The organism is Bacillus sp. FSL W8-0519, from assembly GCF_038005585.1.
Classification (GTDB): domain Bacteria; phylum Bacillota; class Bacilli; order Bacillales; family Bacillaceae_G; genus Bacillus_A; species Bacillus_A paranthracis.
Genome location: NZ_JBBOTL010000001.1, coordinates 3,487,817 through 3,509,520, shown reverse-complemented (window position 1 = coordinate 3,509,520; position 21,704 = coordinate 3,487,817). Strand labels below are relative to the sequence as shown.

At 35.5% G+C, this 21,704-nt stretch carries 22 protein-coding genes and 1 pseudogene; 19 read left to right on the top strand and 4 right to left on the bottom strand.

What is annotated here, in order from left to right; translation table 11 throughout:
• The first annotated feature begins 20 nt into the window (after positions 1 to 20).
• The 14 genes and pseudogenes from phnC to NST14_RS18270 all read left to right on the top strand — a co-directional run bounded on the left by phnC (position 21) and on the right by NST14_RS18270 (position 14,590).
• Positions 21 to 794, top strand: a complete 774-nt coding sequence (gene phnC, locus NST14_RS18335; RefSeq protein ID WP_000569254.1) for a phosphonate ABC transporter ATP-binding protein — start codon at positions 21 to 23, stop codon at positions 792 to 794.
• Entirely contained in the window at positions 791 to 1,585 is a 795-nt protein-coding gene (gene phnE / locus NST14_RS18330; RefSeq protein ID WP_073536352.1) for a phosphonate ABC transporter, permease protein PhnE, read from the top strand. The genes phnC and phnE (NST14_RS18330) overlap by 4 nt, the downstream gene beginning before the upstream one ends.
• A complete protein-coding gene (gene phnE / locus NST14_RS18325) occupies positions 1,585 to 2,388 on the top strand; it encodes a phosphonate ABC transporter, permease protein PhnE (RefSeq protein ID WP_000047888.1) in 804 nt (267 codons plus the stop codon). Before phnE (NST14_RS18330) ends, phnE (NST14_RS18325) begins: the two co-directional genes overlap by 1 nt.
• A 482-nt stretch (positions 2,389 to 2,870) precedes the next feature.
• Complete coding sequence (tkt, locus tag NST14_RS18320; RefSeq protein WP_000019772.1) at positions 2,871 to 4,871, top strand: transketolase; 2,001 nt, start codon at positions 2,871 to 2,873, stop codon at positions 4,869 to 4,871.
• Positions 4,872 to 5,027: 156 nt separating this feature from the next.
• Complete coding sequence (gene sirA / locus NST14_RS18315) at positions 5,028 to 5,468, top strand: sporulation inhibitor of replication protein SirA (protein WP_000860645.1); 441 nt, start codon at positions 5,028 to 5,030, stop codon at positions 5,466 to 5,468.
• Between the two features lie 77 nt (positions 5,469 to 5,545).
• Positions 5,546 to 5,767 (top strand): YneF family protein, encoded by a 222-nt coding sequence (locus NST14_RS18310; protein WP_001123317.1) that lies wholly within the window; start codon positions 5,546 to 5,548, stop codon positions 5,765 to 5,767.
• Between the two features lie 123 nt (positions 5,768 to 5,890).
• Entirely contained in the window at positions 5,891 to 7,642 is a 1,752-nt protein-coding gene (locus NST14_RS18305; protein WP_000862468.1) for an ABC transporter transmembrane domain-containing protein, read from the top strand.
• Positions 7,642 to 9,405 (top strand): ABC transporter ATP-binding protein, encoded by a 1,764-nt coding sequence (locus tag NST14_RS18300; RefSeq protein WP_000818391.1) that lies wholly within the window; start codon positions 7,642 to 7,644, stop codon positions 9,403 to 9,405. Before NST14_RS18305 ends, NST14_RS18300 begins: the two co-directional genes overlap by 1 nt.
• A 64-nt stretch (positions 9,406 to 9,469) precedes the next feature.
• Positions 9,470 to 9,739, top strand: a pseudogene (locus tag NST14_RS18295) (SH3 domain-containing protein); the annotation flags it as partial.
• Positions 9,740 to 9,888: 149 nt separating this feature from the next.
• On the top strand, positions 9,889 to 10,908 hold the full coding sequence (locus NST14_RS18290; RefSeq protein ID WP_229142876.1) for a nuclease-related domain-containing protein: 1,020 nt from the start codon (positions 9,889 to 9,891) through the stop codon (positions 10,906 to 10,908).
• Positions 10,909 to 10,914: 6 nt separating this feature from the next.
• Positions 10,915 to 11,481 carry a hypothetical protein gene (locus NST14_RS18285; protein WP_080014980.1) on the top strand — a complete coding sequence of 189 codons (567 nt, stop codon included), beginning with the start codon at positions 10,915 to 10,917 and terminating at the stop codon, positions 11,479 to 11,481.
• A gap of 215 nt (positions 11,482 to 11,696) precedes the next feature.
• The gene (locus tag NST14_RS18280) at positions 11,697 to 13,424 is read left to right on the top strand and encodes an S-layer homology domain-containing protein (protein WP_069297382.1); all 1,728 of its coding nucleotides are present in this window, start codon (positions 11,697 to 11,699) and stop codon (positions 13,422 to 13,424) included.
• A 165-nt stretch (positions 13,425 to 13,589) separates the two neighbouring features.
• Positions 13,590 to 13,736 carry a BC1881 family protein gene (locus NST14_RS18275; protein ID WP_000644411.1) on the top strand — a complete coding sequence of 49 codons (147 nt, stop codon included), beginning with the start codon at positions 13,590 to 13,592 and terminating at the stop codon, positions 13,734 to 13,736.
• A gap of 98 nt (positions 13,737 to 13,834) precedes the next feature.
• Positions 13,835 to 14,590, top strand: coding sequence for a sulfite exporter TauE/SafE family protein (locus NST14_RS18270; RefSeq protein WP_000974648.1), 756 nt, complete (start codon positions 13,835 to 13,837; stop codon positions 14,588 to 14,590).
• Between the two features lie 315 nt (positions 14,591 to 14,905).
• Here NST14_RS18270 and NST14_RS18265 read toward each other — a convergent pair whose 3' ends face one another.
• Complete coding sequence (locus NST14_RS18265) at positions 14,906 to 15,106, bottom strand: DUF3903 domain-containing protein (RefSeq protein WP_000576449.1); 201 nt, start codon at positions 15,104 to 15,106, stop codon at positions 14,906 to 14,908.
• Between the two features lie 141 nt (positions 15,107 to 15,247).
• On the opposite strand from NST14_RS18265, the gene NST14_RS18260 reads away from it, so the two are divergent.
• Positions 15,248 to 15,661, top strand: a complete 414-nt coding sequence (locus tag NST14_RS18260; protein WP_061184449.1) for an NUDIX hydrolase — start codon at positions 15,248 to 15,250, stop codon at positions 15,659 to 15,661.
• A gap of 12 nt (positions 15,662 to 15,673) precedes the next feature.
• Here the strand turns inward: NST14_RS18260 and NST14_RS18255 are convergent, their stop codons facing one another.
• The gene (locus tag NST14_RS18255) at positions 15,674 to 16,351 is read right to left on the bottom strand and encodes an LrgB family protein (RefSeq protein ID WP_000578958.1); all 678 of its coding nucleotides are present in this window, start codon (positions 16,349 to 16,351) and stop codon (positions 15,674 to 15,676) included.
• A complete protein-coding gene (locus tag NST14_RS18250) occupies positions 16,348 to 16,713 on the bottom strand; it encodes a CidA/LrgA family holin-like protein (RefSeq protein WP_000872364.1) in 366 nt (121 codons plus the stop codon). Before NST14_RS18250 ends, NST14_RS18255 begins: the two co-directional genes overlap by 4 nt.
• 152 nt (positions 16,714 to 16,865) lie before the next feature.
• Between NST14_RS18250 and alsR the strand changes: the two genes are divergently transcribed.
• The 4 genes from alsR to NST14_RS18230 all read left to right on the top strand — a co-directional run bounded on the left by alsR (position 16,866) and on the right by NST14_RS18230 (position 20,509).
• The gene (alsR, locus tag NST14_RS18245) at positions 16,866 to 17,771 is read left to right on the top strand and encodes an acetoin biosynthesis transcriptional regulator AlsR (RefSeq protein ID WP_000423226.1); all 906 of its coding nucleotides are present in this window, start codon (positions 16,866 to 16,868) and stop codon (positions 17,769 to 17,771) included.
• 223 nt (positions 17,772 to 17,994) lie between these two features.
• Positions 17,995 to 18,570 (top strand): FtsX-like permease family protein, encoded by a 576-nt coding sequence (locus tag NST14_RS18240; RefSeq protein ID WP_229142875.1) that lies wholly within the window; start codon positions 17,995 to 17,997, stop codon positions 18,568 to 18,570.
• A 90-nt stretch (positions 18,571 to 18,660) separates the two neighbouring features.
• Positions 18,661 to 19,572, top strand: coding sequence for an ABC transporter ATP-binding protein (locus NST14_RS18235; RefSeq protein WP_000180629.1), 912 nt, complete (start codon positions 18,661 to 18,663; stop codon positions 19,570 to 19,572).
• Entirely contained in the window at positions 19,565 to 20,509 is a 945-nt protein-coding gene (locus NST14_RS18230; protein ID WP_000482767.1) for an ABC transporter permease, read from the top strand. The genes NST14_RS18235 and NST14_RS18230 overlap by 8 nt, the downstream gene beginning before the upstream one ends.
• A gap of 38 nt (positions 20,510 to 20,547) precedes the next feature.
• Here the strand turns inward: NST14_RS18230 and NST14_RS18225 are convergent, their stop codons facing one another.
• Positions 20,548 to 21,693, bottom strand: a complete 1,146-nt coding sequence (locus NST14_RS18225; RefSeq protein WP_000729800.1) for a M20 peptidase aminoacylase family protein — start codon at positions 21,691 to 21,693, stop codon at positions 20,548 to 20,550.
• Positions 21,694 to 21,704: the final 11 nt, after the last annotated feature.

The window sequence follows — 21,704 nt, the reverse complement described above, 5'->3', positions numbered from 1 at the left end:
ATAGAAGGTAGGTAAGATGTGTGATAGAGTTTCGAAATGTTTCCAAAGTGTATCCAAATGGTACAAAAGGATTGAATAATATAAACTTGAAAATTCAAAAAGGTGAGTTTGTTGTAATGGTAGGGCTTTCCGGAGCTGGAAAGTCTACACTTCTAAGATCGGTAAATCGTCTTCATGAGATTACAGAAGGAGAAATCATGATTGAAGGTGAGTCTATTACGGCTGCGAAAGGAAAAGGATTACGCCGCATGCGCCGGGATATTGGTATGATTTTTCAAAGTTTTAACCTTGTAAAGCGATCAACAGTATTAAAGAACGTATTAGCTGGCCGTGTTGGGTATCATTCGACGTTGCGTACAACGTTAGGTCTATTTCCGAAAGAAGATTTGGAGCTTGCTTTTCAATCGTTAAAAAGAGTAAATATTTTAGAAAAAGCATATGCGCGTGCTGATGAATTATCAGGAGGACAACAGCAACGTGTATCGATTGCTAGAGCGTTGGCGCAAGAAGCAAAAATCATATTGGCAGATGAACCTGTTGCATCGTTAGATCCGCTAACAACAAAGCAAGTATTAGATGATTTGAAGAAAATTAATGAAGATTTTGGAATTACAACAATTGTAAACTTACATTCTATTGATTTAGCTAGGCAATATGCGACGCGCATTATTGGATTACATGCAGGAGAAATTGTTTTTGATGGTTTAGTAGAAGAGGCAACGGATGAAAAGTTTGCTGAAATTTATGGTGACGTAGTACAGAAAAGTGAATTGTTAGAGGTGGCAGTTAAATGAATGACGTGACGATATATTCGAAATCGATACCGAAGCCACCGAGTAAGTTGAAACATATGTTAACGGCTGTTCTAGTCATTTTACTGTTGTGGGGAAGTAGTGTACAGGTCGATGCATCATTGTCAAAACTAGTAGTTGGTTTTCCTAATATGATGGATTTGTTAAAAGAGATGGTGCCGCCAGATTGGAGTTATTTTCAAGTTATTACAACAGCAATGTTAGATACAATACGTATGGCGATTATCGGGACGACTTTAGGAGCGATTTTAGCTATTCCACTGGCACTGTTTGCGGCAAGCAATGTGTTTACTAGTGCATTTTTGTACAGTCCAGCTCGATTGATTTTAAATTTTATCCGAACGATACCAGATTTATTATTAGCGGCAATTTTCGTAGCGATTTTTGGAATCGGGCCACTTCCAGGTATTCTGGCTCTTACTTTTTTCTCGATTGGGCTCGTGGCGAAATTGTTGTATGAGTCAATTGAATCAATTGATCCAGGTCCTTTAGAGGCGATGACAGCAGTAGGAGCAAATAAAGTGCAATGGATTGTTTATGGAGTAATTCCGCAAGTGAAAGCGCATTTTGTCTCTTATGTTCTGTATACATTTGAGGTGAACGTACGTGCAGCAGCTGTTTTAGGTTTAGTAGGAGCAGGTGGTATTGGATTATACTATGATCGTACACTTGGATTTTTACAATATCAGCAAACTGCATCTATTATTATCTATACCCTTGTTGTTGTATTGTTAATTGATTATGTAAGTACATTGTTGCGGGAGAAATTATAATGAGTAAAACGACGATAATCGTACCAAAACCGAAGAAACCGAGTGTGTATCGCTTGTTTATTTTTATAGCACTTATATTTGTTTACGTATGGGCTTTTTCAGGAGTACCGCTAGAAGGAATTAAGGATACGGCAGGAGAAATTACAAAAGCAATTATGACAGGTGTATTGAATCCAGATTGGGCGTATGTATCTTTGCCAGATGGTGAAGATTTATTACATGGTTTAATTGATACGTTGGCAATAGCAATATTAGGTACATTTATTTCTGCCTTTTTATCTGTTCCATTTGCTTTTTGGGCGGCGACGAATATGAGCAGTGGAAAACTAACTTCAGGAACTGGGAAATTTGTACTTAGTTTTGTTCGTACATTTCCTGAATTAGTTATGGCCCTTTTATTTATAAAGGCTGTTGGACCAGGCTCTTTTGCCGGCGTCCTAGCTTTAGGATTACACTCTATTGGAATGTTAGGGAAATTATATTCAGAAGGAATTGAAAATATAGATAAGGGGCCGACAGAGGCGTTAATAGCTACAGGCGCAAACCGGTTCCAAATACTTTGGTATGCAGTATTGCCACAAGTATTACCAGATTTTCTATCGTATACATTATACAGGTTCGAAATTAATGTACGATCCGCTGCCATTTTAGGTGTTATTGGAGCAGGTGGTATTGGTACGCCCCTAATTTTTGCACTGAGTTCACGTAATTGGTCTCGTGTGGGAATTATTTTATTGGGCATCATTTTAATGGTCATTATCATTGATTTTATTTCAAGTTCGATTCGGAAACGGATTGTTTAACTGATTTGAAAAGCATCGAATTTAGATGCTTTTTTGTATTTTTAACGCATTATCCGAAAGAAATCTCCTTCCTGGGGCGTGTGAAAGACGAATTTCGGTTTGGCGTAGCCAAACATTTGGTTTTCCTATTTATTTGACCCCTGATATAATCAGTCTTATAAGAGGTAAAGTTTGGTATAACAATGAAAGTAGATAATAATCATGTTAAGTGGGGGTAGTTCACAAGTGGGTTAAAAAAAGTTAGTATTGAAGAATTTTGTATATCTGTATAAATATACAGATAATTCCCTTTCTTTTCAAAATAAAAATAATGAAAAAGTATGTCATATTGAATACCCATACATTCCCGAAAACATTGATTTTTTTATAAAAAATCAAAAAAACATCAACATATTTGTCGATACATGTTGTATAATCTTGCGTGGGAAGCTATCATATAAATGTATAAAACGTTTACTAATATAAGCGAAGGGAAGAATAGCATGTCACATTCAATCGAACAACTTTCTATCAACACGATTCGCACATTATCCATCGATGCGATTGAAAAAGCAAACTCTGGTCACCCAGGAATGCCAATGGGTGCAGCACCAATGGCTTATACATTATGGACTCAATTTATGAAACACAATCCAAATAACCCAACGTGGTTTAACCGTGATCGTTTCGTATTATCTGCAGGTCATGGTTCAATGTTATTATACAGCCTACTTCACCTATCTGGTTATGATGTAACAATGGATGACTTAAAGAACTTCCGTCAATGGGGAAGCAAAACTCCAGGACATCCTGAGTACGGTCATACAGCTGGTGTAGATGCAACGACTGGTCCACTTGGACAAGGTATTGCAACTGCTGTAGGTATGGCAATGGCAGAAAGACATTTAGCTGCTAAATATAACCGTGATGCGTATAATGTAGTAGATCATTATACATACGCTATTTGTGGTGATGGAGATTTAATGGAAGGCGTTTCTGCTGAAGCATCTTCATTAGCTGCTCATTTACAATTAGGTCGTCTTGTTGTGCTTTACGATTCAAACGATATTTCATTAGATGGCGATTTAAATCGTTCATTCTCTGAAAGTGTAGAAGATCGTTACAAAGCATACGGATGGCAAGTAATCCGTGTTGAGGATGGAAACGATATTGAAGCTATCGCGAAAGCAATCGAAGAAGCGAAAGCTGACGAAAAACGCCCAACGCTAATTGAAGTAAGAACGACAATTGGTTTCGGTTCTCCAAACAAATCAGGAAAATCAGCTTCACATGGTTCTCCACTTGGTGTAGAAGAAACAAAGTTAACGAAAGAAGCATACGCTTGGACTGCTGAGCAAGACTTCCATGTAGCAGAAGAAGTATATGACAACTTCCGTAAAACAGTACAAGATGTTGGTGAAACTGCGCAAGCTGAGTGGAACACGATGCTAGGTGAATATGCACAAGCATACCCAGAATTAGCAAACGAACTGCAAGCAGCAATGAACGGTCAACTTCCAGAAGGTTGGGAGCAAAACTTACCAACTTATGAATTAGGATCAAAAGCAGCAACTCGTAATTCTTCAGGTGCTGTAATTAATGCAATTGCAGAGTCTGTGCCATCATTCTTCGGTGGGTCTGCTGACCTTGCTGGTTCTAACAAAACATACATGAATAACGAAAAAGACTTTACAAGAGATGATTACAGCGGTAAGAACATTTGGTACGGTGTACGTGAGTTCGCAATGGGTGCAGCAATGAACGGTATTGCACTACATGGTGGTTTAAAAACTTACGGTGGTACATTCTTCGTATTCTCTGACTACTTACGTCCAGCAATCCGTCTTGCAGCATTAATGCAATTGCCGGTAACATATGTATTCACACACGACAGTATCGCTGTTGGTGAAGATGGTCCAACACATGAACCAATCGAGCAATTAGCAGCGCTACGTGCGATGCCAAATGTATCTGTTATCCGTCCAGCTGATGGTAACGAATCTGTTGCAGCTTGGAGACTAGCTCTTGAATCTACAAACAAACCAACTGCTTTAGTATTAACTCGTCAAGATCTTCCAACATTAGAAGGTGCAAAAGACGATACGTATGAAAAAGTAGCAAAAGGTGCATATGTAGTTTCTGCAAGCAAGAAAGAAACAGCTGATGTAATCTTACTTGCAACTGGATCAGAAGTAAGTCTAGCTGTTGAAGCTCAAAAAGCATTAGCAGTAGACGGTGTTGACGCATCTGTTGTCAGCATGCCATCTATGGATCGCTTTGAAGCTCAAACTGCTGAGTACAAAGAATCTGTATTACCAAAAGCAGTAACAAAACGTTTCGCAATCGAAATGGGTGCTACATTCGGATGGCACCGTTACGTAGGTCTTGAAGGAGATGTGTTAGGTATCGATACATTCGGTGCTTCTGCTCCTGGTGAGAAGATTATGGAAGAGTATGGATTTACTGTAGAGAACGTTGTTCGTAAAGTAAAAGAAATGCTTTAATGATTTTAGAAAAATCTCTCCGGCATGGAGAGGTTTTTCTATGTAAATGAGTTTTTTCGACAGAAAAAGTTTTTTCTCTCTCCGCAGTCAGACAATCATTGCAAAATTTCTTCTATATAATGAAGAGAAAAGGTTGTCCAGATTGGGAGGCGAAAGATGAAAACGTATGAATTGTATTTAATTCAAGAGGATATTGCGAAAGCTTACTTTGGTCGTGAATATTTGTTTTTTGATTTATTTGCTCGATTTTCAGAATCTGGGTCCCTTTCGGAGAAAAAAGTGTTATATAAACAAATGATGTATATAACGATGCCATTACAAGTAATGAAAATTCATCATAAATTAGAACAAGCTTTGCGCGTTCTTGGTAAATATGATCGAACACATCATACACATACACTTTATACAGGGGCGGAATATGGCGAAATAATGGTGAAACCACACTATATTCGCATGAATACCTCTGGAAATGTTTCTATGGAAACGACTTTCTTTGAGGTGCTTCGGAAGTGTGAATTAACATTTTTAGCTATGGATTATGAAAATACAAAGTACGGATGGCTGAATCCTCTAAAACAAGTACGAACATATGTGTAAAAATGTCGAATTGTATCTTGTCTTATTGAAAAGGTTTTAGTACACTGTAAGGTAGACAACATGAAGGAGGAAAATATATGCCAATTTGGTTAGGTATTCTAGTGGGCGTAGTAGCACTAGTAGCAGGCGTGGCGTTAGGATTTTTCATTGCCCGCAAATACATGATGAATTACTTACAAAAAAATCCACCAATTAACGAACAAATGTTAAAAATGATGATGATGCAAATGGGACAAAAACCTTCCCAAAAGAAAATCAATCAAATGATGAGCGCGATGAATAAGCAACAAATGAAATAAGCGCTAAAAGACACTCGCTAAGAGTGTCTTTTCTTTTTGATATGGACAGAGTTTAAAACTTTTAAAAATTCTGTATTTTTGGTAAACTGAAAACATCGCTCATTTTAAGAGAGGGGGAAAAATATGAAAGTGTTTATGAATTTAGCGTGGTTTTTTAAACAAGAAAAACGAGCGTACATAACCGGAATTATTTTATTATTTGGCGTTGCACTTTTAGAACTTGTAGCACCAAAAGTGATTGGGATTGTTGTAGATGAAATTAATGAGGGAACATTAACGACTGATAAGTTACTAAAATGGGTTGTACTCTTAGTACTCGTAGGTATTACGATGTACATATTACGTTACGTGTGGCGTATTATGATTTTCGGATCTTCATTAAAATTAGCTCGCCAATTACGGAAAAATTTGTATGAACATTTTACAAAGATGAGTCCATCTTTCTATCAGTCAAATCGCACAGGTGATTTAATGGCGCACGCGACCAACGATATTCAAGCAATTCAGCAAACTGCTGGGGCGGGTGTTTTAACACTTGTTGATTCATTGGCTGTTGGAGGATGTGTACTCGTAGCAATGGGTTTTACAATTAGTTGGAAGTTAACATTGTTAAGCTTAATTCCAATGCCGATTGTAGCAATATCGACAAATTATTACGGCACTTTATTACATAAAAGGTTTCATAAAGCACAGCAATCGTTTTCGGAAATCAATGATAAAGTGCAAGAGAGTATGAGTGGGATGAAGGTAATTCGATCGCTTGGACAAGAAAAAGAAGATTTGCAAGCGTTCCGAAAAAAATCAGAAGATGTCGTACATAAAAATATGTTAGTTGCACGTATTGATTCGTTATTTGATCCAACAATCGCTCTTATCGTAGGATTTTCATTTTTAATCGCAGTATGTTACGGGTCAGTATTAGTTGTGAGAGATGAATTAACAGTAGGTGATCTCGTTACATTTACGACGTATTTAGGTACCCTCGTTTGGCCGATGTTAGCGTTTGGATGGCTGTTTAATATTATGGAGCGTGGGCGTGCTTCGTATGACCGTGTAGAAAAAATTCTCTCACAAAAATCAGATGTAGTAAATAGAGAAAATGCTGTGCATACAATAGCGAGCGGTGATGTTTCATTTGCGGTTGATTCGTTTTCGTATAAGAAAAATGAACTGTTACATTTAACAGATATTCATTTTGATTTGAAGAAAGGGGAAACGTTAGGGATTGTAGGACGTACAGGTGCAGGGAAAACGACTTTATTAAAATGTTTAATCCGTGAGTATGATCATTTTAATGGTGAATTAAAAGTTGGAGAGCGGGATATTCGCGATGTAACACTTTACGGTGTCCGTTCTGCTATTTCATATGTGCCGCAAGATCATTTTTTATTTTCAGCGAGTATTGGGGAGAATATTGCCTTTGGAAAGGCGGATGCTACATATAATGAAATTACCCGTGCTGCAGAGATTGCTTGTATTCACAATGACATCCTTCAATTTTCAGAAGGATATGAAACAGTAGTTGGGGAAAGAGGCGTTTCTTTATCTGGAGGTCAAAAACAGAGAATTTCTATTGCGCGTGCTTTATTAACGGATGCTGAAATATTAATTTTAGATGATTGTTTATCAGCGGTAGATGCAAAAACAGAAGAAACGATTTTAAATGCTTTAAAGAGGGAGAGAGCAGGGAAAACGACAATTATTACTGCCCATCGTTTAAGTGCAATTCAGCATGCCAATCTTATTCTTGTTGTGGATGAAGGTAAAATTGTACAACGAGGTACACATGAACAACTAATGAAAGAACATGGTTGGTATAAAGAAATGTATGAGAGCCAGCAGTTAGAAGCATTAGTCGAGAAAGGAGGCGTATGATGGCTGAGAAAAAACAGAGCGATTTAAGAAGATTACTGTCTTATATGAGGCCATATAAAGGACTGTTAGCATTAGCATTTTTATTTCTAGTTGGTGCAACTGTAACAGAAATGATGGGTCCTTTTTTAATTAAACAATTCCTTGATGAACACTTAGTACCACGTAACTTTGATCAATCAGCACTTGTTACTCTATTTGTAGTGTATATTGTTGCTCACTTATTAAAAGTATTATTTACTTATTTAGACTTGTTATATTTTCAAAATATCGCTTTTAAAATTGTTCAAGATATGCGTGTTGAAGTATATGAGCATGTTCAAAAGTTGTCATTAAGTTTCTTTGATCGTACGCCGATTGGTACGCTTGTATCGCGCATAACGAATGATACAGAAGCAATTAAAGACTTTTATGTCAGTGTATTATCAACATTTGTTAAAAATATCGTATTTTTAGTAGGGATTTTAGTAGCGATGTTTTTATTAAATGTAAAATTAGCGCTATTTTCTCTCGTATTAATTCCGATCATGTTTGCGATTATGGTATTATATCGCCGGAAAAGTGCAGCTTTTTATTTAGAAGTCCGTAATCAATTAAGTGTGTTAAATGCAAAGTTAAACGAGTCCATTCAAGGGATGAATATTGTTCAAGTGTTCAGACAAGAAAAGCGCATGAGAAAAGAATTTGAAGAAGTGAATAATAAACATTATAGTGCAGGGCGACGTACATTAAAGTTAGATGCATTGCTTTTACGTCCAGCAACTGATTTAGTTCATATTGTAGCTATTGCGTTAGTACTTGGTTTATTTGGAATTGATGCTTTGAAGAGTCCTGTTGAAGTAGGCGTTTTATATGCGTTTGTTAACTATATCCATCGTTTCTTCCAGCCTGTAAATGAGATGATGATGAAATTATCATTTTTCCAACAGGCACTGGTTTCATCATCACGTGTATTTCATTTAATGGATGAGAAAGATTTAGCGCCAGTTCAAAAAGGGGATGGAAATCCTCAAGTTATTAATGGAGATATTGAATTTAAAAATGTTACTTTTTCGTACGATGGAAAACGTGATGTTTTAAAAAATGTATCTTTTCACGTGAAACAAGGGCAAACGGTTGCTTTCGTTGGGCACACTGGTAGCGGAAAGAGTACCATTATGAATTTATTACTGAGATTCTATAATATTAAGTCCGGAAATATTGTAATAGATGGTGTAGAGTTAGAGAAATTTGAAGAACAAGAAATTAGAAAGAAAATAGGACTTGTATTGCAAGATGCATTTTTATTTGCGGGAAATGTAAAGCAAAATATTCGTATGTATAATGAAGAAATTACGGATGAAGAAGTAAAAGAAGCGGCACAATTTGTGCAAGCGAATACGTTTATTGAAAAATTACCAGAGCAGTATGAAACGGAAGTAGTAGAAAGAGGAGCTGCATTTTCTAGTGGTCAACGACAATTAATTGCTTTCGCTAGAACGATAGCAACGAATCCGAAAGTGTTAGTATTAGATGAAGCAACAGCAAATATTGATACAGAAACTGAAGATGCAATCCAAACAGCGTTACAGCAAATGCGAAAAGGACGGACTACGATAGCGATTGCACACAGATTATCTACCATACAAGATGCAGATCAAATTTTTGTTATGCACGATGGAGAGATAGTAGAGAGAGGGACACATCAAGAATTACTGAGTGAACAAGGATTGTATTATAATATGTACTTACTACAAAATAAAGGAAGTTTACAAAAAGCCTTGTAATTACAAGGCTTTTTTACTTTGTTTATAAAATATGTTTGCTCTTTATGTCTATAGTATAAACGTCGTCACAGCAGCGGTTTCATTAGAAGCTTTGCAAGGAAATGGAACAAATGGTGGTGGAAATGTTTCCCTGCCCAGTAGTGCTACTGCAGTCTATGGTGTTACTGTAATTAATGGCGATAATGTAAATTTATGGGGTGGACCATCTTTACAGTCAAATGTAATCCGTCAGCTAAATAGAGGAGAATCATATGAAGTTTTGGACGAACAAGATAGTTGGCTTGCTTTAGGTGCAAGCGAATGGATATACTATGATCCGAGTTATATTCAGTATAGTGTACAATAAAATGAACGTAAAAGGTATCTCGCTTGAGATGCCTTTTATTATAAATATGTAATTTTTACAAAGTGTATATTAAAAGCATAGTATAATATAATGGATGTTTATAAAAATAATTGAAAATGCAATAAAGGAGAAAAAATATGGAATATGTGCTAATAGGTGTAATTTTATTATTATTAGCTGCAGTATTCGTGCTGTTTTATAAAAATAAACAGTTAGAATCAGAGAGTCAGCAAGCGGAATTTGAAAAAAAACAAGCAATTGAAACGTACGAAAATGAAATTGCAGCTACGGTTACAGAACATAAAGAGCAGCAAAATACATTAAAAAATATAGAACAGAAAAAATACAATGATTTACAAATAAGTGCAGCGAGAGAACTTGAAAATATGCGCATGATGAAAAATCAATTAGCTGTGCAACATAGTAAAGAACGCAGTGAAATGCAAGAAAAACATAGTAACGAAATACATATGTTTCAAAAGTTAATTGCAGATTTGCGAGAGTATACGAAAAATGGAGCTGAAGTGAGTACACACGAAACATTACAATATATGAAGCGTGGTTTCGTAGAGCAAGGCATAATACTAGATAATGAATTTCATATTCTGCCGAATGTTTTTATGAGAAATCAGCATGGAAGAAATGATTTTCGAATTCATCATCTTGTTTTAAGTAAAACGGGTATGTATGTACTTGAGACGAAAGAATGGACAGGAAAATTAATTCATGGCTTAACGAAAGAAAATGCTAGTATATATTCATTTATGATTGATGAAATTGGCAAGTATCAACAAGAGATAGAGAAAGAAGAGACGTTTGAATATATTACAGGTGAAGATTCATTAACGATACAAGTGAAAAATGAAGGGAATCCAGTATATAGAGCGAAGAAACTATCTCATATTCTATACAATTATTTGAAAGAAATGCAAGTTGATATTGTAAAGGAAAACATAAATCCGATTGTATATTTTTATAATGAGAATGGGAAAGAAGTGTTAGATCTTTCTGAAGAAAAAACGGCGAGATTAAAAGATAGAGAGCAACTTGTATCGTTTTTCAGAAATGAATTCTTAACGGGGAAAGTAATATATACAGGTCAAGAGTTAGAAAAACTTCGAGAAACCATTAATCGAATGAATTATATAATGAATTAAAAAGAGGTGGGCTTTCTGAGTGCTATATTAAGGGGTATTTTGTATGTTTATATTTGTTTGTATATACTCATGTATCTTGCTCTTATGTTTATTATTGGTATGGCTCATACGTCATTAAGTGTAACGAGCATTTTTATAATAGTCATGCCATTTGTTTTATTAGTTATGATTCTAAAGTCGATCTTATATGTTGCTAAAAATCGTAATGAAGAAAAGAAGCAAATGTCGGGAGTATTAATAGTAGCACTTATTCCGTTAGTAGTATGTACTGCACAATTAAGTATGAATACGTACACTTCCAAGTTTAACCAAGATCGGTGGTTACACGCTGAAGATAAACGGGTACATATGGTAGATGATCTATTGCAAAAATATAAATTAACAGGAAAATCAAATGAAGAAATTACACAATTATTAGGAATGCCTACTGAAACGAGAAATGAAGAAAACGGGGTTATCACTTCGTACTATCTTGGAACTGAACGTGGCTTTATTCCCATAGATAGTGAACATCTTGTTTTACAATTTGATAGAGATGGTAAAGTTTTGGAATATAAGGTGCATACCGATTAAAGAACCGTAGAGAGAAGCTATATATTATAGCTTCTTTTTTATATTCCAATATAGTAAATGTAGGCAAATAGTAGTCATTCCTATCTATACGAATTGGAATGAGTCTGTTATATTGTAAATGGTTATGTTGCTTAATAGTTTAGTAGATAATCTATATTTTGGTTGAGGAGGGGAATTTTAACACGAATTTAATGATATGCGTGTTAAGTAGTATGATGAAAAAAGGATTTCATAATGTTTTAGCTGCATCAATTGTATTTAGTATGGTAACGATTCCAAATTATTCCTATGCTAATGAACTTGGAAAAACTGTTACAGTTTCATCTGAAGAACAAGCTTTAAAAAGTATTGAAAACCATATGAAAGATGAAGATGGTCGAGGGGAAGATAAAGGAGTAAGAAGTGAAGTGCAAGGTGAGTTTCTTGTACATATAGTGAAAGAAGTACCTTTATACGATTCTAGTAATTTTCAAAAAGAGACAGGGATTCGTATTTCGAATCAAGTCGTAAAAGCTGAGAAGAGAAAAGGAAACGCTTACTATGTTCAAACTTCATCGGGAACGGGATGGATACAAAATAGTGATGGAAATGTAGAGGTTAAAGAAATTCACCCGTTATTAAGTGAAAAGTTAGTTATTAATGAAGAAAGCTCTACTTACTCTCAACCATTTACTTCATACAAAGAAGAAAATGTACTGGAGCCGCAAACTATTCAAGCAATTGGACAGGCGGGAGAATGGTTTCAAGTAAAAATAAATAATGAGATGAAATGGATTCATTCACCTTCAGCAAAATTTGAAGGAACAAAAGCTTCACTTATACAAGATGCAGCACCAACACGTACAAAACGTGCAGCAGCTATGTATGCTGCGCCAATAGAAGAGAAAACAACGGATATTTATGGTGTACCTTTAAAAGAAATGATTGTACCAAAAGGAAATGAAAATATTCGTCCAGGTTATGCGATGAACCCGAAGTATATTACGATTCATGAGACCGATAATTATAATGTTGGGGCAAATGCTAGAAACCATGCGATATATTTATATAACCAAGCAACGGGAACGGAAGATCGTTCAGCGTCGTGGCACTTTACGGTAGATGATAAAGAGATTTATCAGCATCTCCCACTAAATGAAAATGCTTGGCATGCTGGAGATGGAGCTGAAGGAACTGGGAATCGAGAATCAATTGCGATTGAAATTGCTGTAAACGAAGATGGTGATTATAATAAAGCTGTTGAAAATGCTCGTAAACTAGCAGCTTATTTAATGGGAGAATTAAATATTCCTTTAGAAAATGTGAAAAAACATCAATTTTGGAGTGGGAAGATTTGTCCAGCCATTATGATTAAAAATAATGGGTGGGAACCATTCTTGCAAGGAACGAAAGTTTATTATGATGCGAACCATAAAGATGATATAACGGGTGGTTGGTATGAAGCAGACATTCGTGAATTAGATAAGCGCGGTATTATGGTTGGAGATGGAAAAGGTTCTTATTGGCCAGAGCGCCTTGTGACACGTGGTGAATTTGCAAATTTAATATCAAGATCATTGCAGCTACCTGAAGGATCATCGAATTTTAATGACTTAAATACAGCACATCCATCGCTAATAGATGGTATTAATCGTGCAGCAAGTGCTGGGATAATAAGTGGTAGAGGAAATGGTATATTTGCTCCAAACGATACGATTAAACGAGATGAAGCTGTTATCATGATTGACCGTGCACTGCAATATAAAAAAATTAAAGGTAACTTAGTCTCGTTACCATTTTCAGATCAAGATTTAGCATATGATAAACAAGCTGTACAACGTGTTTATGGATTAGGTATTGTAAAAGGAAATGAAAATAATGAATTTATGCCGAAAGGTTCTGCAACGCGTGGAGAATCGGCAGCATTTATTAATAGAATGTTAAAAGTAATAGAAAGTAAATAATGAAAAAGCATTCGCGATTGCGAGTGCTTTTTTTATTTTTCAATACGTTATGGAAGGGAGAGAAGGGTTTTGAAGGGAATAAGGAATGAAAGCGGAGGTGATGCATATATATAGATGCGTTAAGTTGTTTTTTGCATATTGTATAAATGAAAAGGAGGTAAGACGGTGAAAGCTATACCGACTGATGTCCTGAGTAAAGAATTGATGGAAAGAGAAGGCGTTATATCTATTACAGTAAAGGAATTTGAAAAAATCGAAGTAGCTGGAGTAGTAGTCGCTGGTCCCGCGGTTATTTTGATTAATCAAGATTAAGTACATAGTATTGAAATAAAAAGTATCCTAGATGGATGCTTTTTATTTGTGTAGAAGAAAGAATATGGTGGATAATTGCCTTACTGGAGGGAGAGTATGTGGCAATTATTATAACGATGTTAGTAATGGGGATTTTATTAGGGTTTGTTGGAGCTGGGGGAGCCGGGTTTATTATCGCGATACTCACTTTAGTATTCCATATTCCTATTCACGTTGCACTTGCAACGTCTTTAACTGCTATGGCATTTACGACATTATCTGGGGTTATAAGTCATTATCGTGAAGGAAATGTAGTACTTACTATAGGCGGGATTGTTGGGGGATGTGGAGCGCTTGGTTCTTATATCGGTTCAAAAATTGGTTCACTTATACCAGGACATCTTCTTCATTGGTTTACAGCTGGGATGTTATTTTTATCTGCAATTTTTATGTTTATTAAATTAATTAAGTTTCAAAATAGGGAAGAGTTACTTTTAGCAGAGATTAAAGATTTTTCGAAAGAGAACATAATGAAATGTATATGTCTTGGATTAGTCACTGGAATGATGGCTGGTTCATTTGGGATTGGTTCTGCACCATTTATTCAACTTGGATTAATGGTTCTATTAGGATTGACGATTCAGCAATCTGTAGGAACAACAATGCTTGTTATATTGCCCATTGCGATTGGGGGTGGGTTAGGGTATAGTTCAGAAGGGTATCTAGATTATATATTATTATTGCAAGTATTAATTGGGACGATGCTAGGAGCTTATATCGGTGCGAAGTTTACAAATTATGCACCACGTATGCTTTTGAAGTTTTCAATGATTATGACACCAGTTTTCGCTGGATGTATGTTATTAATGGGATAAAAATAATATAGCAAACTAATATGTTTTACGAATGAATTATGTAAGTAATTCATATTTCCCATATAAAAGGATTTGCTTTAATATAATGAGTGTAAAGTTCGAGTATTCGAAGTACTACTTGAATTATATCCCTATCCCTTTTCTAAAAATGCGAACAAGTTTTGCCCTATTCTATTCAATATTTAATTGTATAGAAATATATTGTTCGATGACCATTATGGAACGTACATAATGGGAAAATCCCGATCCTTAAAGAGGATGCCCCTAATCTTCATGTGAAAATATGATCGGATATGAAAGCTGACCAATTTATGGTCAGCTTTCTTTTTGTTCAAAAACTATTTCTTCTTTAATTTCAGTTTGTAATAATAAAGCTTTTCCGAAACGACGTTTACATTCTGCACGCACTTTTTCAATGGCTAGTAGCTGAGTAGTAGCAGGAACTGTGACGATAGCTTGGCGAGGTTTTCGATTTTCTTCACAAAAGACACATTCCACAACATATTTAAAAATCATGCTTTCATCCTTCCGTTTTTAATTTCTAAGAAGGAACTGCCTATGAAGTTGATGTAAAATTTCGTCATTGTTTTCCTTTTTTCCTCTTTTTTCAAGGAGAAAATACAAAAGGAGACGAATAGTAGTAGGGGAGGGGTGTATATGGAAAGATGGATAGGTTGCGCAGCAGTATGTGTAAATGAAAGAAATGAAGTTTTAATGGTATTACAAGGACAAAAGGATGAAGAAAAAAGGTGGTCCGTCCCAAGTGGAGGACTTGAAAAAGGAGAAACATTAGAGGAATGTTGTATCCGAGAGGTTTGGGAAGAAACAGGCTACAATGTGGAAGTTGTAAGTGAAATATACGAAAAAGAAGCGATTACATATGGGGTTCCTGTATACGTTCATTATTATGTCGTAAAAAGAATAGGCGGTAGTATGAAAATCCAAGATCCTGATGAGTTAATACATGAAATTGCTTGGAAGAGGATAGATGAAATGAAGGAATTAACGTTATCTTTCCCGGAGGATTATGAGATTTTAAACAAATACATAAATAAAAAAGCAAGTGTGTAAACACTTGCTTTTTCAATGTATCCACGATAAGAAAAGCGGAACGATAACTAAACTAGCTCCTGCAGTTAAAAGCATAGATAAACTTGCAATCGTTCCTTCTACAGGACCGATTTCGAATGCTTTTGATGTACCAGTTCCATTTGCGCTCGTTCCTAACATAATACCTTTTGCAATTGCTGTTTTAATACGGCATATACGAATGAGAGAAGGTCCGAGCAATGCTCCTGTTAACGCAGTTAAAACAACAAATACTGCTGTTAATTGTGACATACCACCAATCATTTCTGAAATGGCCATTGCAATTGGTGTCGTTACAATATGAGGTGCTAAACTATGCTCTAACGATGAATCAATTTGAAAATAATTTGCTAGTAGTGCTGAAGTAATAACTGATAGAAACGAACCGACAATGACATTAAGTAAAATAGCCATTCCATGTTTCTTAAGTAAATCAAAGTATTTATAGATTGGCCATGCAAAAGCAACTGTTGCAGGTTTTAATAATTCTGTTAACCAGTGGCCTCCAGTTTCATACGTTTCATAAGATGTGTCTAGTCCGAGTAATAACGCGATTAAAATAATAGGACATACGAGAAGAGGAGAAAGTAAGCTCCAATTCCAGCGTTGATACATTTTCTTCGATATCCAATATGTGAATAGTGTTAATAGTAAACAAAGAAAGCCGATCATTGCACGGATCCTTTCCGCTTTAGTAGCAATTCTGTTAAGAGTCCTGTAACGAGAGTGACACAAAGTGTACTAATCATAATAATTAAGATGAGATCGATTCCATATTGTGATAGTGTATCTTTGTAGCGTATGACAGCGACTGCAGAAGGAATGAAAAATAAAATAAGTTCTTTTAATAAAAAGTCTGCACCGTCTTGTATCCACTCTTTTTTCACTAGGTTAAATTTTAACGAGATTAATAATAAAAAAATACCGATAATACTTCCTGGAACTGGGAGGTGTGCCTGTTTTGCAATCCATTCACCTGTCCAAGCGAAACAAAATAATAGTAAAATTTGTCCGCTTAATTTCCACCATTTCATACAGTAACCACCTCTTTCTTTTTTTACATAAAAATTGTAAAAAAGAATTAACAATTTCTACTATACGTTCATTCAAAAAATTTGTCTAATATATAAATTATATGTTATTAATATATTAGACGTATTAATTGAAATGGAAAAGGGTGTCCAAAATGGAATTACGGCATTTGCAATATTTTGTTGTAGTGGCAGAGGAGTTACACTTTGGACGAGCAGCTGCTCGTTTACAAATGACACAACCACCGCTTAGTCAACAAATTCAGCAATTAGAAAAAGAAATGGGAGTTATGTTATTTTCAAGAACGAAGAGAAAGGTTGAATTAACAGAAGCTGGAGAAATGTTTTTGAAAGAAGTAAAAAAAGCGTTTGAACAAATTGAAAAAGCTGTAGAAATTGCACAAAGTGCCCAAAGGGGAGAAGTGGGCTCACTTTCAATTGGTTTTGTAGGTGCGGCGATATATGATATTTTACCATCTATCGTAAGGGAGTATAGAAAGAAATTTCCGAGGGTGTCTGTTGCATTACATGAATTATCTACTCCAGATCAAGTGCATGCACTTCATGATAATCGTATTGATATTGGATTTTTGCGTCCACCAATCCCGACACAATTATTAGAATTAGAGCCAATTCAAAAACTATCTTGTACGTTATGTTTACCGAAGGCTCATCCACTTGCAGAGAAAGATGAAATACATATAGAAGATTTACGGGATGAACCGTTTGTATTTATTACGAGACCAGTATGGCCAGCTTTGTATGATACAATTTTATCCCTTTGTAGAGAAGTTGGATTTAGCCCGCGTATTGTGCAAGAAGCAACGGAATATCAAACAGTTATGGGACTTGTAGCAGCAGGGATTGGAATTACAGTCATACCGGTATCGGCAAATAAATTATATAAAACGGAAGTTGTATATAAAGAGCTATATGATTCTAATTTTGTTGCAGAAATGTCAGTCGCTTACAAAAAAATGAATAGCAATCCAGAGCTTTTAGAGTTTTTAAAAATTGCAAGAGAGAAGAAAAGAATAGAAGTTGAGGATGAGATTAATTAAGTTATTGAAAAATACACCTCGTTAAACACTAAAGCGGAAATGTAATTGCATTTCCGCTTTAGTGTTTTTTTAGTTCTATACGAAAGAGATAAACATGTTCATTTTTGTTTTCTAGGACTAAAGACTTAGAGAAAATTCCGATTGTAGTGCGATGTTTAAAATGTCATATTTTTATACACTAGTAGTATAGAATGCGTATGTAATAAGGTAGGGGAAGAATTTTATGTCTTTATGTCGGTTAGCGAGAAAAAATATAAGAACATTTGCTACCAAAAGGATGAAGCAATTTATGTGGATTGCTATGAGTATTATGATTTTGTTTTTTATGATATCGCTACAATTTAATGAAGTAGTTGCTGGGGAATTAGGGACTACACTTTTATTTCAAATGTGTTTTTACACGTTGTTTATCGTAGTCATTTTCATATGTACGTTTATTACATATAAAATGACTTATTCTCTTTTGCAAGCGAGGAAAGAAGAAATTAAATCTTATGTAGCAGAGAATAGGAAGAGAAATGATGTACTATGTTTATTATGTCAGGAGCAATTATTTATTTATGGAGCAGCGTTTGTTTTTGGATTAGTTAATGGGATGTTATTTTTAAAATTATTTACGATTATCTTTATGAAAATAACAGGAATACAAGGGATAAATAGTGCACCGATTACAATATATGCAATAGTAGTAGTGAGTATAATTATGATTGTTATTCTTCTATTATCGATGGTGCAATGTATTCGATTTGTTCAAAGTTTACAAGGTGAAAATTCATTTCAGTTTAAAGAAAAGGTATGAGAAATCATGCCTTTTTCCATTTTACACATAAAAATAATCATGTTACAGTGTAAAGACCTGACAAAGAATGGGAAGGAAAGGTTGTATAGCATGACAAATGAACAATCGATTGTAAAGGTTGAGCAGTTAACGAAGCGAATCGGTTCAAAGACACTTGTAGAAAATATTAGTTTCGAAGTTAAAAAAGGTGAAGTAGTTGGTTTGCTTGGACCAAATGGTGCTGGAAAAACGACTTTAATGAGAATGATGGTCGGCATGATTCGTATGACAGAGGGCGAAGTTTGGATTGATGGTCAATCTGTAAAACAGCAATTTGAAAGTACTGCCTCGAAAATTGGAGCGGTAATTGAGACACCGGAATTTTATCCGTTTTTGAGTGGCTATGAGAATTTAACATATTTCGGACGCATGAATGGTAACGTTACAGAAGAACGTATCGATGAAGTAGTGAAACTGCTAGGTATGGGACAAGTCATTGATCGCAAAGTAAAAGCATATTCACTCGGCATGAGACAACGTTTAGGAATTGCCCAAGCGCTTATTCATGATCCAGATGTATTAATATTAGACGAACCAACGAATGGATTAGACCCTAGTGGAATACATGAAATGAGAATGTACATAAAGAAAATTGCACATGAACAAGGAAAAGCGGTACTGGTATCTAGTCACTTACTTTCGGAAGTTGAATTAATGTGTGATAGAGTTATCATTATTCAGCACGGAGAATATGTCGCGACGCAAAATATTCAGCATAATCAAAGTGAAGAGATGGAGACAATCCGTATACGCGTAGATGATGCGAATAAAGCGGCAGAAATGTTAGACCAAGATGTTTTAATAAAAGGTAATGATTTACTTATTCATGTAAAAGATGAAGAAATCCCAAATGTTATTCGTACATTGCTTGAGAAAAACATTCAAGTGTATCGTGTATATGAAGAGAGAAAAACGTTAGAAGAGCAATTTTTAGAATTAACAGGGGGAAAAGATATTGTTTAATTTAGTGTATAACGAATTGTATAAAATATTTAAGCGAAAGCGAACGATTATTCCATTTGCAGTTATTGCAGTATTAATAATCGGATTAGGATGGGTTACTGTAAAGTATTTGGAGCCGGAAACAAAAGGATGGAAAGCTGATTATACAGAACGAACTGTAGAAATTGAGAAAAAGCTAGGCATGGAAAAAGGAGCAATTTTAGCGGAACGATCTGGGGATGAGCTTGTAAAGGAATATCAGCTTAAGATGAAGCATTTAGATACAGATACAGCACCGGCAAGTAGTTCTCCAATTTCTTTCATGAGAGATACAGGCTTTATCGTATTTCCAATATTACTTCCGTTTATCCTCGTGTATGCAAGTACAATTTTTGCGAATGAATATAGCTGGGGAACATATAAATTTTTAACAATACGACCAGCGAGTCGCTTTAAAATTTTGACAGCTAAGTTTTTAGCAATTGTCATATTTGCAGCGTTATTGTTTATATTTAATATGATTTTTTCCATTTTATGTGGGCTTGTTATTTATAAATTCCAGCAGCCTGCATGGAGCGAGTTTATTTTCCAAGATGGAAATATTATAAAACAAAATATTTTTGTAGAAGCTAGTAAGTATTATATTTTATCGTGGTTGCCGACGATTGTGTACGCAGCGTTTGCATTTATGATTTCTGTGCTAACAAGATCTAGCGGAGGCGCGATTGGTATTTCACTATTTCTCGCTTTATCAGGAAACATCGCATTACTAGCAGCAACTAGATATGATTGGGCGAAATATTTATTGCCAGCAAACACAGATTTATATAGTATTGCAAAGAATGGAAGTTTTATTGATGGAGTAACGTTCCCGTTTGCATCATGTATGTTATTACTGTATTTATTTGTATTTTTAATCATTTCCTATACAGTATTTTTAAAACGTGATTTAACTTAAAAAAAGGAGCCGTTAAGCATTTCTTAACGGCTCCTTTTTTAGGAAAAATGTTTAAGTGCCCTTTCAGCTAACAAAGCGAAGTATTCTGCACTTATAGGTAACGCTCGCTCATCTACTGTAAAGCTTGGATGATGCCATTCATGTGTACCACTCGTTCCCATAAAGACGAATGATCCTGGTATGTGTTGTTGATAAAAAGAGAAATCTTCGCCAGCCATGGAAGGAGTAGGGGTAATCACGTCTAGTGACATTTCCTGTGCAGTTTGTGTACATAAATGAGTAAGACTTTCATCATTATGGACAGCAGGAGGACCTGAATGAAAATGGAATTCTGTTTTTACACCTAGTGCATCAGAAACGCCCTTAATGATACGTTCCATTAAGGCTGGAATTTTTTCGCGTGTTTCAGCTTGGAAAGTACGAACAGTACCTTCTAATATTGCTTTTTCAGGAATAACGTTCCACGTATTTCCTGAGTGGATGTTTGTGACACTAACGACGGCATTATGTGAAGAACTTATATTTCGGCTTACAATAGTTTGTAGTGCCATCACAATTTGAGAAGATGCGACAATAGGGTCTACCCCAGCATCTGGTACAGCTGCATGTGTACCAACTCCGTGAATTTCAATTTCAAATCGATCAACTCCGGCCATCAGTGGACCATCTTTAATACCGATTGTACCTACTGGTAAATCAGGTTTATTATGCATACCGAAAATAGCTTGTACACCACGTAAATGCCCGGCTTCGATGACGTTGCAAGCACCATTACTACTTTCTTCAGCTGGCTGGAATATAAAGCGTACAGTTCCGCTAAGAGAAGATTCTTTTTCTTTTAGCAAATAAGCAGCCCCTATAATAGCAGCTGTATGAAAATCATGCCCACAAGCGTGCATTTTTCCATGGATTTTTGAAGCGTAGGATAAATTTGTTTCTTCCTGAATAGGAAGGGCATCAATATCAGCACGGATTGCTATAAGCGGTCCGTTACGATTCCCCGAAATTTCAGCAATAACGCCCGTTTCTAAATTAGAATTTATAATCGTAATGTTTTTCTCTTCTAACCAATTCTTTATAGCTTTCGTCGTTTCAAATTCTTCGTATGATAGTTCTGGATGCTCATGTAAATTTCGACGAATAGAAATTAGCGTCTCAGTTAATTGCTCTAGATTTGCTGCCACTTATAATGCCT